The following is a 15,340-nucleotide window of genomic DNA, read 5'->3' as shown; positions in this document are numbered from 1 at the left end:
GTCAGGCCTTGGCGCGCTCCGCGCCCGCGCCCGGACGCGCGGGGATCGCCGCCGCGCGATTGACCGCCGCGTCGAGCGCCGTCCCGTCATAGGGCTTCGACAGGACGACGCAGCCTTCCGCGCCCTCGACCCGCGCGTCGCCGGTGGCGAAGACCACCGCGATGCCCGGCCGGATGCGCCGCGCCTCGACGGCGAGTTGCGGCCCGCTGAGGCCCGGCAGGTTCACGTCGGTGACGAGCACGTCGATCGGCGCGGTCTCCAGCGCCACCAGCGCGTCCTCGGCGCTGCCGGCCTCGATCACCACATGGCCGAATTCCTGCAACATGTCGGCCGAGACCATGCGGATCATCGGATCGTCCTCGACGAGGAGCACGGTGCGCGGCGTGAAGGAGCGTTTGGGCTGCGGCGCGGGCGCGTCGGTCTCCGCCCCGCCGGCGCGCGACGGGCCGGCGGCACCTCGCGGCGCCTTCTCCTGCCGGCCGTTGGCGAGGACATGGCGCACCTTCCGCGCCAGGGCCTCGCGCGTATAGGGCTTCGACAGAAGCTCGACGCCGACATCGAGCCGCCCGCCATGCACGATCGAATTCTCCGTATAGCCGGAGGTGAAGAGCACCGCGATGTTCGGCAGGCGCTCCTTCGCCTTGCGGGCGAGTTCCGGGCTCTTCAGCGTGCCGGGCATCACGACGTCGGTGAAGAGGAGGTCGATCGGGATGCCGCTCTCGACCACGTTGAGGCCCGACTGGGCATCGACCGCCTTCAGCACGCGATAGCCGAGATCGGTCAGCATCTCGACCACGGTGTCGCGCACTTCCGCGTCGTCCTCCACGACGAGGATCGTCTCGCCGCCGCCGACGATCGGCCCGGCGGACAGCTTCACCTCCGCGTCCTCGGCCTCCATGGCGCGCGGCAGATAGAGGCGGATCGTGGTGCCGTGGCCGATCTCCGAATAGATCTTCACATGGCCGCCGGACTGCTTGACGAAGCCGTAGACCATCGATAGGCCGAGGCCGGAGCCCTTGCCCTCCGGCTTGGTGGAGAAGAAAGGTTCGAAGACCTTCCCCATCACCTCCGCCGACATGCCGCAGCCGGTGTCGGAGACGGCGAGCATGACATATTGGCCGGGCGCGACATCGGCATGGGCGCGGGCATAATCGTCGTCGAGCGCCGCATTGCCGAGCTCGATCGTCAGCTTGCCCTGGCCTTCCATCGCGTCGCGGGCATTGATCGCGAGGTTCAAGAGCGCGTTCTCGATCTGCGTCGGATCGATGAAGGTGTTCCACAACCCGCCGCCGACCACGGTCTCGACCTCGATCCCCTCGCCGATCGCCCGGCGCAGGATGTCGTCCATGCCGCGCACGAAGCGCGTGACGTTCACCACCTTAGGCTCCAGCGCCTGGCGGCGGCCGAAGGCGAGAAGCTGGCTGGCAAGCTTGGCGCCGCGCGACACGCCCGCCATGGCATTGGCGATGCGGCGCTCGGCGCGGTCGTTGCCGGCGATGTCCTTGGCGAGAAGCTGGAGATTGCCGGAGACGACCTGAAGAAGATTGTTGAAGTCGTGCGCGACGCCGCCGGTGAGCTTGCCGATGGTCTCGAGCTTCTGCGACTGGGCGAGCGCCACCTCGGCGCGGCGCCGCTCCTCGATCGCCGCGACGATGCGGCTCTCCAGCGTCTCGTTCAGCGCGCGGAGCTGCTCCTCGGCCCGCTGGCGATGGCGGACGCTGCGCTCCAGCTCCTCGGCATGGCGGCGCAGCGCCGCTTCCGTGCGATTGCGCTCGTCGACATCGAAGACGAGGACATGGATGCCCTCCACCCGGCCGTCATGGCCGAGGCGCGGGATGTAGCGGATCTCGGCGCCGCGCCGCGTGCCGTCGCGATAGGGCAGATGTCCGTCGGACACGACGGTCTCGCCCGTCAGGGCGCGATCGATCAGCGGCCGGCGCTCGGCATAGGTCTCCTCGCCGAGGATCTCGCGCGCGTGGCGCCCGACGATGGCGGCGGGCTCGATGCCGAACCATTCCTGATAGAAATGGTTGGCGAAGCGATAGACATGGTCGGGCCCCATGAAGGCGACGAGCACCGGCATCGCATCGGTGATCAGGCGCATCTCCGCCTCGCTGCGGGCGAGCTCGCGCTGCGCCTTCACCTTCTCGGTGTTTTCGAGAACCGTGCAGAGCACGCCGCCGACCGTGCCGTCCTCCTGATGGATCGGCGTGTAGAAGAGGTCGAAGGTCACCTCCTCCGGCACGCCGCTGCGCATCAGCACCATCGGCTGGTCGCGATAGCTCTGGACCCGCCCCCCGAAGCCTTCCGCCAGGATGCGGCGGTTCCAATCCCAGATCTCCGGCCAGATCTCGGGCACCCGGCCGCCGAAGGCCTGTGGGTGATAGCCGCCGGCGATGCCGATATAGCTGTCGTTATAGATCATCACATGGTCCGGCCCCCACATGAGGACCTTCGGGATCGGCGAATTGACGATCGTGTCGACCTCGAAGCGCAGATGCACCGGCCAGTCCGCGAGCGGCCCGAGCGAGGTCTTCGACCAGTCGAAGGCGCGGACGAGCGCGCCGGTCTCGCCGCCGCCGATGGGCCAGATGATCTCGCTCGAAGCCTCAGCCGTCACGTCTCGCCCACCCTTCGCCGCCCGCCGCGGTCCCTTGCCCGCCGCACGGACCCGCCAGCCTCCCACCGGAAGCTAGCGCGGTCCATGCGAAAATCCGCGCCTCTCGAAAAAACGTTCACCCATCCGATCCGCCGGCGTTTCTGTCAATAGGATGAGGCGGTTGCGCGAAAGCCCGGCCGAACGGGCGGCCACAATTCGGACGCAAGCTTAGTGACCTCCTGGCGGCAGGGACGCGGGAGAAAGACAGTCATGAGCCACAAGGCCCTGGCGGAAGGCGCGGCCGCCTTCGCGAGAGGAGAGGCCCGCACCGCGAACCCGCACGATGCCGATAGCGAGGACTGGCTGTGCTGGCGCGACGGCTTCGAACAGGCCCGCGCCTTCGCCGAGCGCGGGACGGCGCGGCCGGAAGGGGCGGTGGACGCCCCGCCGGCCTCGCCTGCCGCTTGAGCGATGCCGGACCCGCACGACCTCGCCCGCTTCGTCGCGGCGCAGGAGGGGACGATCGAGACGGCCCTCGACGAGCTGCGGCGCGGCCGGAAGACGAGCCATTGGATGTGGTTCGTCTTTCCGCAGATCGCCGGGCTCGGCCATAGTGCGATGGCGCGGCGCTATGCCATCGCCTCGCTCGCCGAGGCGGCGGCCTATCGCGCCCATCCGCTGCTCGGGGCGCGGCTGGTCCAGGCGACGGCGCTCGTCAACGCCCATCGGGACCTGACGGCGCATCGGATCTTCGGCTCGCCCGACGACATGAAGTTCCGCTCCTCGATGACGCTGTTCCGCCATGCCGATCCCGGCGAGGCGCTCTTCGGCGAGGCGCTCGCCCGCTTCTACGGCGGTGAGGAGGACCCCGCGACGCTCGCCCGGCTCGGCGCTTGAAACGGTGCGTCGCCCGGCGGGGACTTCATCGGCGCCCCGCCCTGTGAAACAAGGACGGCACGCGGCGCGGCGAGCGCGCCCGCGACGCCTCAGGGAAGCCTTCCGCCATGTCCCAGCCTCTCGAACTCGGTCTCGACACGTTCGGCGACGTGACGCGCGGCGAAACGGGCGCGCCGCTGTCCCATGCGCAGGTGGTGCGCGACGTCGTGGCGGAAGGGCGGCTCGCCGACGAGGTCGGGCTCGACTTCTTCGGCCTGGGCGAGCACCATCGCGAGGATTTCGCCGTGTCGGCGCCGGACGTGGTGCTGGCGGCCATCGCCGCCGTCACGCGGCGCATCCGCCTCGGCTCGGCGGTGACGGTGCTTTCCTCCGACGATCCGATCCGCGTCTTCCAGCGCTTCGCGACGCTCGACGCCCTGTCGAACGGACGGGCCGAGGTGATCCTCGGGCGCGGCTCCTTCACCGAGAGCTTCCCGCTCTTCGGCTTCGACCTCGCGCAATACGAGCCGCTCTTCGAGGAGAAGCTCGATCTCTTCGCCCATCTCCTGCCCGGCGGGCCGGTGACCTGGCAGGGCACGACCCGCCCGCCGCTGCGCGACCAGCGCGTCTTTCCGACGATCGAGACCGGGCGGCTCAAGACCTGGATCGGCGTCGGCGGCTCGCCGGAATCGGTGGTGCGCGCCGCCCGCCATGATCTGCCGATGATGCTGGCGATCATCGGCGGCAATCCGGCGCGCTTCCGGCCCTATGTCGATCTCTATGCGCGCGCCTTCCAGGAATTCGGGCGCCCGGTGCAGCCGGTCGGCGTCCATTCCCCCGGCTATGTCGGCGAGAGCGACGAAAGCGCGCGCGACGAGTTCTTCCCCGACTACCAGCGCATGCATGCCCAGATCGGCCGCACGCGCGGCTGGCCGGAGCTGCAACGCGCCGATTTCGACCGCGAGGCCGATCACGGCTCGCTCTATATCGGCGCGCCCGAGACGGTGGCGAGGAAGATCGCGACCACGGTCAAGGCGCTCGGCGTCCAGCGCTTCGACCTCAAATATTCCGCCGGCCCCCTGCCCCATGGCAAGCTGATGCGCTGCATCGAGCTCTTCGGCACCAAGGTGGCGCCGATGGTGCGCGACATGCTCGCCTGACGGCGCCTATCGCGGGCGCCCGGCGAGGATGCGGCGGTAGAGCGCCTCGACGGTGGCGGCGACGTGATCCTCGGTGAAGCCGGCCCGCAGGCGGGCGGCGGCGGCCTCGCCCATGCGCCGCAACGCGTCGCGGTCCCCGGCGAGCGCCAGCATCGCCCCGGCCAGCGCCTCCGGGTCGTCCGGCGGCACGAGGCGCCCCTCGCATCCGTCGCGCAGGAACAGGCTGCAACCGGGCACGTCGGTCGCGAGCAGCGGCCGGCCGCAGCTCGCCGCCTCGAGCAGCGTCCGGGGCAGGCCCTCGCCGCCGCGCGAGGGCAGGCAGGCGACATGATGGGAGCGCCAGACTTCGGCGACGTCGCTCGTATGGCCGTGCCAGCGGATGCCGTCGCGGCGGCCCCACTCCTCCAGCACCTTCAGCGGAACCGCGCGGGGATTGGCGGGATCGGGCGCGCCATAGAGCGAGAGCTCGATCGCGCCGCCGGCGGCCCGGGCACGCGTCACGGCCTCGACCGCCAGATCGACGCCCTTCGACCAGAGCATGCGGGCGACGAGAGCGATGCGCAGCGGTCCGTCCTCGCCCGGCAGCGGGGTCGCCGGATAGGCGGCCGGATCGACGCCGGCGCCGGCGACGAGAACGACGTTCGACGCCTCCGGCGACAGCCGCAGCCAGCGCGCGTCGGCCTCGTTCTCGAAGAGATAGAAGGTGTCCGCCATCTCGAAGGGGCCGCGGATCAGCTGGCGGAACAGGAAGCGCGCCGTGCGGCCGGCGGGCCCCGAATCCGCGCCGACGACGCCGAGCCCGGTCACCGCCTGGATGAAGGCCGCCTCGCTATCGGCGATGCGGCGGGCAAGCCCGCCGAGCAGCACGGCGCGCAGCGAGATGGCATGCACGATGTCGGGCCGTTCCTCCCGCAGGAGGCGCACGGTGCGCCAGAGGGCGCGCGCCGGGCCGAGCGCGCGCCCGGCGCCGCGCTCCATGTCGAGATCCACCGTCCGCGCGCCCTCGGCCTCGATCGCCGCCCGGTGCCGGGCGAAGCGCGTCGCGACGGTCACCGACAGTCCCGCCGCGCGCGCGGCGCGCAGCATGGGCAGGAAATGGGAAGCGAAGAACCAGTCCTCGGTCGCGAGGAAGAGCAGTTTCGGTGGCGTCGGGGACAAGGCGTTCGGTTCGAGCTACGGGTGGCACGCCTCTAAACCCGAAATCCGGCGGCGTCGCGAGCGAAATCGACAGGCGAGGCCGCCGAGACCGGCGGGGAAGCCGGCGAGACGCCGGCCAGCCCTCAGGCCGCGTCCTCGATCGCCTCCGGCATGTCCGGCACCTCCGGCGCCGCGGCGGTCGGCGCGAAGGCGCGGTTCCACGCGTCGAGGCTGGCGATCTTGTAGGCCTCGGCCAGCGTCGGATAGTTGAAGGTCGATTCCATGAAATAGTCGATGGTGCCCTTCAGGGCCATCACCGCCTGGCCGATATGGATCAGCTCCGTCGCGCCCTCGCCGATGATGTGGACGCCGAGCAGGCGGCGCGTCTTCTTGGAGAAGATCATCTTCATCATGCCGGACTGGAGGCCCATGATGTGGCCGCGCGAGGTCTCGCGGAAGCGGGCGATGCCGCATTCGTAGGGGATCTTGCGCTGGATCACCTCCTCCTCGCTCATGCCGACCGTCGACATTTCCGGCACGGCGTAGATGCCGTAGGGGAAATGTTCCGGCGCCGCCTGCGGCGCGAGGCCGAAGGCGTGGCAGGCGGCGAGCCGCCCCTGTTCCATCGAGGTCGAGGCGAGGCTCGGGAAGCCGATCACGTCGCCGGCGGCATAGATATGCGGCACCTTCGTCTGGAGCGTCTTCGCATCGACCGTGAGGCGGCCGCGATGGTCGGTCTCGAGCCCGGCGGCGGCGAGGTTCAGCCCCTCGGTCGCGCCCATGCGCCCGGCGGCATAGAGCAGCATGTCGCTCGTCACGTCGCGGCCGCTGGCGATGCGGCAGACCGGCCGGCCGGCACCGTCGAACTCCACCGCCTTCACCTCCGAGCCGAGGCGCAGCGAGACGTTGCGGTCGCGCAGCTCGTGCATGAACTCCTCGATCAGCTCGCGATCGATGAAGTCGAGGAAGGAGGCGCGCGGCTCGACCAGGGTCACGGCGATTTCCAGCGCCGAGAAGATCGTCGCGTATTCGACGCCGATGACCCCGGCGCCGACGACGGTGAGCGAGCGCGGCAGCGTTTCCAGCTTCAGGATCTCGTCCGAATCGAAGACCGTCTTGCCGTCGAAGGGAACATGCGTCGGGCGATAGGGCCGCGTGCCGCAGGCGATGACGAAGAAGTCCGCCTCGTAATGCTCCGGCTCGGCCTCGCGGCTGCGAATCAGCTCGATCCGGTTCGGCGAGAGGAAGCGCGCCTCGCCCTGGACGGTCGTCACCCGGTTGCGGGCGAACTGGTGCTCCAGGACGTCGACCTCGTGCTCCAGGATCTTGGCGCCACGCTGCCAGAGATCGGCGGCCGAGATGTCCTTCTTCACGCGATAGGCCGAGCCGTAGAAGCCGCGCTCGCGCCAGCCGGTAAGGTTCAGCACCGTCTCGCGCAGCGCCTTCGACGGGATCGTGCCCGTATGCACGGAGACCCCGCCGACGCGCGGATTGCGCTCGACCACCAGCACCTGCTTGCCGAGCTTGGCCGCCTGGATCGCCGCGCGCCGGCCGGACGGGCCGCTGCCGATGACGATGAGGTCGAAACGAGGCATGGATTGCTCCACCAGAGAGGAGTGCGCGTTCATGGCCCTGCTTACGCCAGAAATATTGCATTCCCCCTACCGCTCCGCGCAACGCCTTTTTCGCGCTGCGGCGAAAACGGCCCTATCGCGTCGAATCGATGAGGGAGTCGCGCTGGGCCGCCGCCTCGTCGACGCCCTCGACGCTGGAGCGCGACGGTGCCGCGCCCGCCTCCGCCGTCTCGCGTTCGATCGTCTCGCCCGCGTCCGGCACCGGCTCCGGGCCGAGCCGCGCCGGCTTGGGATCGGGCTTGTCGGGATCGGCGTTGCGCGCGAGGTCGGCGTCGAGACGCGGATCGTCGAGACGGGCCTTGTTGGTGTCGGACATCTCATCCTCCTTCCAAAGAGATAGGGGTCTTCGGGAAGAAGGCCTCAGGGGCGGCGGCGTTCCCGTTCGGCGAGTTCGGGATCGAGGGTGAAGAGTTCCTGCGCCCGGCCGACGCCGCGCAGCGCGAAGCGGCCGACCGAGACGAGCCGTCGACGCTCGGCCGGCGGCAACGCCTCGCAGAAGGCGGCGGAGGCGACGACGAGCCGGTCCACCGAGCGGCACATGGAGGCGATGCGCGCCACCTCGTTGACGCAGGGGCCGACGACGGTGAAGTCGAGACGGTCCTGCGAGCCGATATTGCCGTAGAAGACCTCGCCGAGATGGAGGCCGATATAGACGGAGGTGGCCGGGCGGCCCTCGGCGCGCCGCCGCGCGTCGATCTCGGCCTCGCGCCGGCGCAGTTCCGCCTCGGCGCCGAGCGCGGCGGCCGCCGCCTCGCCCGCCGTCTCGAAGTTGAAGATCGCGAGCACCCCGTCGCCGATGAGCTTCAGGACATTGCCGCCGGCCGCGTGGACCGCGTCGATCACCGCGCCGGAATAGTCGTTGAGCAGCGGGATGATCTCCTCCGGCGCCGCCGTGTCGGTGATGGTGGTGAAGCCGTGGAGATCGGAGAACCACAGCACCGTCTCGATCGTCTCCGCCTTGCCGCGCTCGATCCGCCCCTTGAGGACGCGTTCGCGGGCGTCGCGCCCGAGATAGACCTCGACCAGCGTTTCGGCGATGCGGGCGAGCGAGGCGGTCTTGATGGCGAGAGTGAGGGTCGGGATCACCGCGTCGAGCGCCGCGATGCCGGCCTCCGGGAAGCCGGCCGGCTCACGCGTCGCGACATAGCCGAAGACGCAGTCGAGATCGCCGATCGCCCCGCCGGCGCCGAAGGGCTGCATGAAGGCGAGATAGTCGGTGTAGCCCTCGGCCCTCAATTCGCGCAGATGCTCGAATTCGGCATCGTCCTCGGCGGCGAGGCGGCGGCGGATGCGCGCCTCGCCGGTCTGGAGCATCCGGTAGAAGATGCTGCGCTGCCAGTTCTCGGCCGCCTCGCCCTCGTCGGTGCGGCCATAGGCGACCTCGCATTCCTCCTCGATGCCGTCGTTGCGCCAGCGAAAGGCGCGCCCCTCGTAGATCGGGTGCAGCGTGTCGGCGACGAGGATCGCCCGGCCGATGGGCAGGCCGCGCGCCCCGCCGACCTCGCAGAGCAGGCGCAGCAGCGTGCCCTCGTCCGCGCCGGCGAGCGCCGCCGCCAGGATCTGATCCTTGATGTCCTTCACGTCGGCGATCGTCATCATATCCGGGTTCATGAAGGCTTCGAGCTCATACGATCAATCTTTTAGGTCCGGTCTCCGGCGACGGCGCCCGGCGATCCCCGACGCGTTCCGGACGACGATGAAAGATGGGAACGGCCGAATCGAAAGAATTGGCGGATCACCTGCAAGATCGGGTCCGGCCCGCCTATATAGTTTCGAAGACGGCGCGATCGATCGGTGGACGAACCCACCGCCCGGGATCGCCGGTCCTCGGGAGGATTTGGCGCGACAAGGGAAGACAAGGCGCCAGGGCAGGTTCGTTCTCTTCCGAAGCCTTTGCCTCCTAAGGATAAAAATCGTTTCATCGGCCGCCGGGTTCATCGTCACGGCCATCGGCATAATGTTAGCTGGCCGCACTTATCACGATTTGAGGCGTGTCCGATTCATGGCAAGCATTCGAGCATGACGGCGACGGCGGCGAACGGACCGACTCCAGGAACCGGTAGCAACGAGTCGGACGAGCTCAATGAGTTCGTGCCGATGTTGCTTTCGATCGCCAAGTCGAGCCGGGCCTTCCTGACCCTGCTTCTCGCCGAGATCGGGCTGCATCCCGGCCAGGACCAGTTGCTCCAGGGGCTGGACCCCGGCGAGAAGGTCAGCGTCTCGGTGCTCGCCGAACAGCTCGCCGTGCGCCCCTCCACCGTGTCGAAGATGCTGGACCGGCTGATCGAGCGCGATCTCGTGAAGCGCACCGCCAACAGCCAGGACGCGCGCCGCACCATGGTGACGCTGACGGCCGAGGGCGAGAAGGTGCGCCGCGACGTGCAGGGCATCTGGGACCGGCTCGAAGCGGAGCTGAAGGGGTCGTTCGGCGAGGCCGAATTCGCCGAGCAGATCCGCATGCTGGAAAAGGTCGACATGCTTCTCACGGCGAAGCTCCGGCGCCTGCGCTAGGCTTTCCCCGCCCTTCGACCCGCCGCTCGGATTGACATGGGCGGCCGGTGCCCTTCCTTTGCGCTTCACGTCAGGGAGGAAGAGTCGATCATGGGCGCGAGCATCCGTTTGCAGAGTTCCGCGCTGAGTGTCGAGATCCTGCCCGCCGGCGCCTCCATCCGCTCGGTCCATTTCGACGGCGTCGACTTTCCGCTGGTCGTCGGCGCCGAGGATCGCGAGTTCTACGGCCCCGCCAACAAGCCCTTTCTCGGCGCGACGATCGGCCGGAACGCCAATCGCATCGCCGGCGGCCGCCTGCCGATCAGCGGCGAGACGCGCCAGCTCTCGCTGAACGAGCCGCCGAACCATCTCCATGGCGGGGCGACCGGCGCCTGGGCGCGGAACTGGGAGATCGACAGCATGTCCTCGACCGACGCCGCCCTGTCGCTGACGCTGCCGGATGGCGCCGACGGCTATCCCGGCATCGCCAATCTCGTCGCGATCTTCGCCGCCGAGGACGACATGCTGACCATCGTCTACGAGGGCGAGGTCACGGCGCCCTGCCCGATCAACATGACCTCGCATCTCTATTTCAATCTCTCCGGCGAGGCCGAGACGCGCGACCATTGCGTCGAGATCGCCGCCGACCACTATCTGCCGGTCGATGCGACGCTGATCCCGACCGGCGAGATCGCCGCCGTGGAGGGCACGGAATTCGACTTCCGCAACGGGCGCGTCATCGGGCGCGGCCCCGCCGTCCTCGACCATAATTTCTGCCTGAGCGGCGAGCGGTCCTGGACGCCCCGCCCCGCCGCGCGCCTCTTCTGCGAGGCGAGCGGCCTGTCGGTGGAGATCGCCACGACCGAATGCGGCCTTCAGGTCTATGACGGCAACATGCTCGACGGCACGGTGACCGGGCTCGACGGCCGGCCGCTCGGCCGCTACGGCGCGATCGCGATCGAGCCGCAGAACTGGCCGGACGCGCCCCATCACGACCGCTTTCCCTCGACCATCCTGCGGCCGGGCGAGCGCTATCGCCACGAGAGCGTCTACCGCTTCGTGCGGGGCTGAGCCGAATCGGCCGGGCCGGCGAGCGGCTCGGGCCGCTGCCGGGTGCGCTGCGGAACGAAGCGCGGCGCCGATCCCCGTGCCTAGCCGGCGCGCCGGCGGCGCCCCGCGTCGCGCATGAACTGGGGATGAGTGGCCGGCGCGGCCCTCACGGCTGGCTTTCCATTGAATCGTCAATATGATCGGGGTGAATGGCGTTCATCCCGCAGTCAGATTGTTGCGTGCATAGCTCGACACGGGATGATGGCACCGGCTTTCGCATGTGCTAAGTCCAGTGAGCAGGCGCAAACCGATGGAAGAGCCGATCCTTTCGTGATGAAGCAGAGTTCCCTGTCCCGTCGCGCGGCCCTGAAGGCGGGCCTTGCCGGCGCCGCCCTTTTGGCGGGCGGCCGCTACGGCTTCGCCCAGGACCCGCAGGCAGAGCCGCCCGCCGCGCCGCCGGCGCCCGCCGCCGTGCCCGGTGCCGCTCCCAACGCGGACGGCACGGTGGTCGAGAATTTCGACTTCGAATCCTTCTCCGCGATGATGCGCCGGCGCGCCAGCCAGCCCTTCGTCGAGACCCCGATCCAGCTGCCCGATCTCCTCGCCAAGCTGAGCTATGACGAGCATCGCGCCATCCGCTTTATCCCGGACCACGCGCTCTGGCGCTCCGACCCGGCGAATTTCCAGCTCCAGGCCTTCTATCCGGGGGCGCAGGCCCGCGACCTGACGCGCATCTTCGTCGGCGACGGCAAGCGCTTCCAGCTCCAGACCTTCACCGGCGCGGATTTCGAATATCGCGCGCCGCTCGACCCGACGAAGTTCCAGAATCTCGTCCTGCCGGGCATCGCCGGCTTCCGCCTGCATTATCCGTTGCAGCGGCCCGACTATTTCGACGAGCTGGTGACCTTCCTCGGCGCCTCCTATTTCCGCGCGCTCGGGATGAACACGCGCTACGGCCTTTCGGCGCGCGGCCTCGCGATCAACACCGCGACGCAGACGCCGGAGGAATTTCCGCGCTTCTCGGCCTTCTACATCGTGAAGCCCGGCCCCGGCGAGAACGACATCCGCATCTTCGCCGAGCTCGACAGCGCCAGCCTGACCGGCGCCTATGCCTTCACCATCAGCCCCGGCCCGCAGACGGTGATGGAAGTGACGGCGCGGCTCTATTTCCGCAACGCGGTCGACCGGCTCGGCGTCGCCCCCCTCACCTCCATGTTCACCTTCGGCGAGAACGACCGGCGCCTGCGCGACGACTTCCGGCCGGAAGTGCACGACAATGACGGGCTGTCGATCCATCGCCGCAACGGCGAGCGGCTCTGGCGCCCTTTGCGCAATCCCGAGGCGCTGGCGCTGTCCTACTTCCAGGAAGCCTCGCCGGTCGCCTTCGGCCTGCTCCAGCGCGACCGCGACTTCTCCCATTACGAGGACACCGAGTCGCGCTACGAGGTGCGGCCCTCGCTGATGATCGAGCCGATCGGCGACTGGGGCAAGGGCATGATCGAATTGGTCGAGATTCCGACCAAGGCCGAGATCAACGACAATATCGTCGCCTTCTGGGTGCCGGAGAAGCGGCCGGAAGCCGGCTCGCAATACGAGTTCCGCTACCGCATGCGCTGGGGCCTCGCGGCCGAGGCGCCCTATATCCTCGCCCAGGTCCAGGGCACGTTCGGCGGTCCTGGCGGCAATCCCGCCGAGGAGAAGCCGAGCGACACCAAGCTCTTCGCCATCAATTTCGAGGGCGGCACCATCGCCAGCCTGCCGCTCGACACCAAGCTGGACCCGATCGTCGACGTGCCGGACAGCGCCGAGCTCGTGCATGTCGCGTTGGACCGCCTGCCGAGCGGCGGTTGGCGCATGGCCATCGAATTACGCCGGAAAAGCGACGTGCCGGTGGAACTTCGCGCGAAACTCTCTATGTCGCAGCGCATTGTCAGCGAAACTTGGCTCTATCAGTGGACAGGCGCATGACTCCGCAGCCCGCCATCTTGCCGAAGCCGCGCGATGCTGCAATGCATGCAGCCATCAGACCCTCCCGCAACACGCCCAAGGCGCACCCGACATCGGCGATGCCATCACCGAAGATCTATGAGAGCGCCGGGGAAATCGTCGGCCGCCGCGACCTGTCGGACGATGTCATGCTGAAGGCGGTGGCCGAGCGCCTGGCCTTTGAGCGCCGCGATCCGCGCCAGGCGCGCACCGTGCTGAACGCCGCCCTCGCCGGCAAGCATATCGCCGTGAACTTCGTGCGGAGCCTGGCGCTGCCAATGCCCTCGGCCCCGCTCGACATGCCGATCCAGGCCCTGCTCGACGACAAGCCGAGCGGCGGAAGCGGGACCAAGCGCCGCTTCCTGACCTTCAGCTGGTAGGCCGGACGGCGATGCAGGGTACGCCCCTCGTCGCCGCGCTCCGGTTCGAACCTTCGCGGCGCGTGCCGCGGCCGCCCCGTCGCGCGCCGCGCCGTGCCGCCTTTTTCGGGGAACGCTCCCTTTGATCGCCTTTCGCCGCTTCCTCTTCGCCGCCACCGCCGTGATCCTGGCGCTCGTCGCCGGCGCTCTCTTCGCCGTGGTCGTCACCGCCAGCGGCACGAGCCGGCTGCAGGTGCTGCAGGTGACGCTGCTGACCATCTGCTGCGTCTGGCTGGCCTGGGGCTTCAACACCGCGCTCACCGGCATCTTCGCCGCCAGCCGCGAGCGGCGCTCCGTGCCGGTGCCGCGCCAGATGACGCTGAGCCGCACCGCCGTGCTGGTGCCGGTCTATAACGAGGATGCCGATTCGGTCTTCGCGCGCGTCGCCGCGATGATGGAGGGCCTGCGCTCGATCGGCCGACTGGAGAATTTCGACTTTTACATCCTCAGCGACTCGACCAAGGCGAGCCATGTCGAGCACGAGCGGCGCTCGACCTATACGCTCCTCTCGGAGCTCCATGTCGCCGGCCATCTCTACTATCGCAACCGCGAGAAGAATGTCGGCCGCAAGGCCGGCAACATCGCCGATTTCGTGACGCGTAACGGCGGGGCCTACGAATATATGCTGGTCCTCGACGCCGACAGCCTGATGCGGCCGCAGACCATTCTCGAAATGGTGACGCGCATGGATGCCGAGCCCGATCTCGGCCTGCTCCAGACCCAGCCGCTGATCATCGGCCGCCGCACGCCCTTCGGGCGGGCGCTGCAATTCTCGGCCGCGCTCTATTCGCCGATCTTCTCGCGCGGCATCGCCGCCCTTCAGGGCCGCGAGGGGCCGTTCTGGGGCCATAACGCCATCATCCGCGTCCGCGCCTTCGCCGCCTGCTGCGGCATGCCGAGCCTGCCCGGCAAGGCGCCCTTCGGCGGCCATATCCTCAGCCACGACTTCGTCGAGGCGGCGCTCCTGTCGCGCGGCGGCTGGCGCGTGCGCGTCGATCCCGATCTCGAAGGCTCCTACGAGGAGGCCCCCTCCAACCTCATCGAATATGCCAAGCGCGACCGGCGCTGGTGCCAGGGCAATCTCCAGCACGGCAAGCTCGTTCTCGCGCCGCGCTTCAATCTCTGGAGCCGGATCTCGATGATCACCGGCATCATGGCCTATGCCGCCTCGCCGATCTGGCTGATGTTCATCATCGTCAGCCTGCTCGACCCGATCATCGCGGCGGAGCCGAACTACTTCCCGGCCGATTCGCTGTTTCCCGTCTTCCCGACGCCGGAAACCGGCAAGGCGCTGCTTCTGCTCTTCGGCATCTTCCTCCTCCTCCTCCTGCCGAAATTCCTGATCGCCTTCGCCTCCGCCGTCACGGCGCGCCGCCGGGCCTTCGGCTCCTCCTATCAGGTGCTCGCCGGCGCCTTCGTCGAGCTAGTGATGACCAGCATCCTCGCGCCGGTCATGATGATGTTCCAGTCGAAGGCGGTGGCGGAAATCCTCTTGCGCCTCGACAGCGGCTGGCCCTCGACCGATCGCGACGACGGCAAGCTGCCGCTCGGCATGGCCTTCAAGGCCTCCTGGTGGATGGTGATCTTCGGCATGATCCTCGCCGTGACGACGCTCGCCTATTCGCCGGAACTCTTCCTCTGGATGCTGCCGATCGCGGGTCCTCTCCTCATCTCGCCGATCCTGATCAGCGTGACGGGCGACCCGGAACTCGGCGACGCCATGCGCCGCGCCGGCCTGCTCTCGACGCCCTTCGAACTCGATCCGGAGCCGGTGATCCGCGCGTCGGAGACGTGGCGGCGGCGGCTCGAGGCGATTTCCGGCCGGCTCGCCGCCGCGCCGGACGCGGCAGCGCCCGTCCGCCCGGGCCTGGCCGCCAACCCGGCCTGATCCAACCCTTCGCAGCCAAGCTTCGGCGGCGCGGACCGAAAGGTGCGTGCCGCCGCGATCATTTTTGCCGGGTAAGGGAATCGACCACCGTTCAGTCGACG

General features: G+C 69.0%; 13 protein-coding genes. 8 read left to right on the top strand and 5 right to left on the bottom strand.

Annotated features, from left to right (window positions below; translation table 11 throughout):
- Position 1: 1 nt before the first annotated feature.
- Complete coding sequence (locus tag IEY14_RS20165; protein ID WP_188911678.1) at positions 2–2,620, bottom strand: response regulator; 2,619 nt, start codon at positions 2,618–2,620, stop codon at positions 2–4.
- A gap of 249 nt (positions 2,621–2,869) precedes the next feature.
- Here IEY14_RS20165 and IEY14_RS20160 point away from each other — a divergent pair, with 249 nt between their 5' ends.
- The 3 genes from IEY14_RS20160 (at position 2,870) to IEY14_RS20150 (ending at position 4,635) form a co-directional block, all read left to right on the top strand.
- A complete protein-coding gene (locus IEY14_RS20160; protein ID WP_188911676.1) occupies positions 2,870–3,067 on the top strand; it encodes a hypothetical protein in 198 nt (65 codons plus the stop codon).
- Between the two features lie 3 nt (positions 3,068–3,070).
- Positions 3,071–3,496, top strand: a complete 426-nt coding sequence (locus IEY14_RS20155) for a DUF1810 domain-containing protein (protein WP_188911674.1) — start codon at positions 3,071–3,073, stop codon at positions 3,494–3,496.
- A gap of 107 nt (positions 3,497–3,603) precedes the next feature.
- The gene (locus tag IEY14_RS20150) at positions 3,604–4,635 is read left to right on the top strand and encodes an LLM class flavin-dependent oxidoreductase (RefSeq protein WP_188911672.1); all 1,032 of its coding nucleotides are present in this window, start codon (positions 3,604–3,606) and stop codon (positions 4,633–4,635) included.
- Positions 4,636–4,641: 6 nt separating this feature from the next.
- Here the strand turns inward: IEY14_RS20150 and IEY14_RS20145 are convergent, their stop codons facing one another.
- From IEY14_RS20145 to IEY14_RS20130, 4 genes are all read right to left on the bottom strand, one after another.
- Positions 4,642–5,793, bottom strand: coding sequence for a glycosyltransferase family 4 protein (locus tag IEY14_RS20145; RefSeq protein ID WP_244639605.1), 1,152 nt, complete (start codon positions 5,791–5,793; stop codon positions 4,642–4,644).
- A 122-nt stretch (positions 5,794–5,915) separates the two neighbouring features.
- A complete protein-coding gene (sthA, locus tag IEY14_RS20140) occupies positions 5,916–7,367 on the bottom strand; it encodes a Si-specific NAD(P)(+) transhydrogenase (protein ID WP_188911670.1) in 1,452 nt (483 codons plus the stop codon).
- A 112-nt stretch (positions 7,368–7,479) separates the two neighbouring features.
- On the bottom strand, positions 7,480–7,722 hold the full coding sequence (locus tag IEY14_RS20135) for a hypothetical protein (protein WP_188911668.1): 243 nt from the start codon (positions 7,720–7,722) through the stop codon (positions 7,480–7,482).
- Between the two features lie 44 nt (positions 7,723–7,766).
- On the bottom strand, positions 7,767–9,017 hold the full coding sequence (locus IEY14_RS20130; RefSeq protein ID WP_188911666.1) for an adenylate/guanylate cyclase domain-containing protein: 1,251 nt from the start codon (positions 9,015–9,017) through the stop codon (positions 7,767–7,769).
- A 486-nt stretch (positions 9,018–9,503) separates the two neighbouring features.
- Here IEY14_RS20130 and IEY14_RS20125 point away from each other — a divergent pair, with 486 nt between their 5' ends.
- From IEY14_RS20125 to mdoH, 5 genes are all read left to right on the top strand, one after another.
- Positions 9,504–9,917, top strand: a complete 414-nt coding sequence (locus IEY14_RS20125) for a MarR family winged helix-turn-helix transcriptional regulator (RefSeq protein WP_188911664.1) — start codon at positions 9,504–9,506, stop codon at positions 9,915–9,917.
- A gap of 90 nt (positions 9,918–10,007) precedes the next feature.
- Positions 10,008–10,967: an aldose epimerase family protein gene (locus tag IEY14_RS20120; RefSeq protein ID WP_188911662.1), complete on the top strand. Its 960-nt coding sequence runs from the start codon at positions 10,008–10,010 to the stop codon at positions 10,965–10,967.
- 312 nt (positions 10,968–11,279) lie between these two features.
- Positions 11,280–12,914, top strand: coding sequence for an OpgD/OpgG family glucan biosynthesis protein (locus tag IEY14_RS20115; RefSeq protein ID WP_188911660.1), 1,635 nt, complete (start codon positions 11,280–11,282; stop codon positions 12,912–12,914).
- Complete coding sequence (locus tag IEY14_RS20110) at positions 12,911–13,312, top strand: hypothetical protein (RefSeq protein WP_188911658.1); 402 nt, start codon at positions 12,911–12,913, stop codon at positions 13,310–13,312. Before IEY14_RS20115 ends, IEY14_RS20110 begins: the two co-directional genes overlap by 4 nt.
- Positions 13,313–13,433: 121 nt before the next feature.
- Complete coding sequence (mdoH, locus tag IEY14_RS20105) at positions 13,434–15,239, top strand: glucans biosynthesis glucosyltransferase MdoH (protein WP_188911656.1); 1,806 nt, start codon at positions 13,434–13,436, stop codon at positions 15,237–15,239.
- Positions 15,240–15,340 lie beyond the last annotated feature (101 nt).

The organism is Aureimonas endophytica (genome assembly GCF_014642635.1).
Taxonomy (GTDB): Bacteria; Pseudomonadota; Alphaproteobacteria; order Rhizobiales; family Rhizobiaceae; genus Plantimonas; species Plantimonas endophytica.
This window is presented reverse-complemented; position numbering and strand designations above follow the sequence as displayed.

Coding starts and splice junctions, on each gene's coding strand:
- IEY14_RS20160 (WP_188911676.1), top strand. CDS start 2,870: ATGAGCCACAAGGCCCTGGCGGAAGGCGCGGCCGCCTTCGCGAGAGGA.
- IEY14_RS20155 (WP_188911674.1), top strand. CDS start 3,071: ATGCCGGACCCGCACGACCTCGCCCGCTTCGTCGCGGCGCAGGAGGGG.
- IEY14_RS20150 (WP_188911672.1), top strand. CDS start 3,604: ATGTCCCAGCCTCTCGAACTCGGTCTCGACACGTTCGGCGACGTGACG.
- sthA (WP_188911670.1), bottom strand. CDS start 7,367: ATGCCTCGTTTCGACCTCATCGTCATCGGCAGCGGCCCGTCCGGCCGG.
- IEY14_RS20135 (WP_188911668.1), bottom strand. CDS start 7,722: ATGTCCGACACCAACAAGGCCCGTCTCGACGATCCGCGTCTCGACGCC.
- IEY14_RS20130 (WP_188911666.1), bottom strand. CDS start 9,017: ATGAACCCGGATATGATGACGATCGCCGACGTGAAGGACATCAAGGAT.
- IEY14_RS20125 (WP_188911664.1), top strand. CDS start 9,504: ATGTTGCTTTCGATCGCCAAGTCGAGCCGGGCCTTCCTGACCCTGCTT.
- IEY14_RS20120 (WP_188911662.1), top strand. CDS start 10,008: ATGGGCGCGAGCATCCGTTTGCAGAGTTCCGCGCTGAGTGTCGAGATC.
- IEY14_RS20115 (WP_188911660.1), top strand. CDS start 11,280: ATGAAGCAGAGTTCCCTGTCCCGTCGCGCGGCCCTGAAGGCGGGCCTT.
- IEY14_RS20110 (WP_188911658.1), top strand. CDS start 12,911: ATGACTCCGCAGCCCGCCATCTTGCCGAAGCCGCGCGATGCTGCAATG.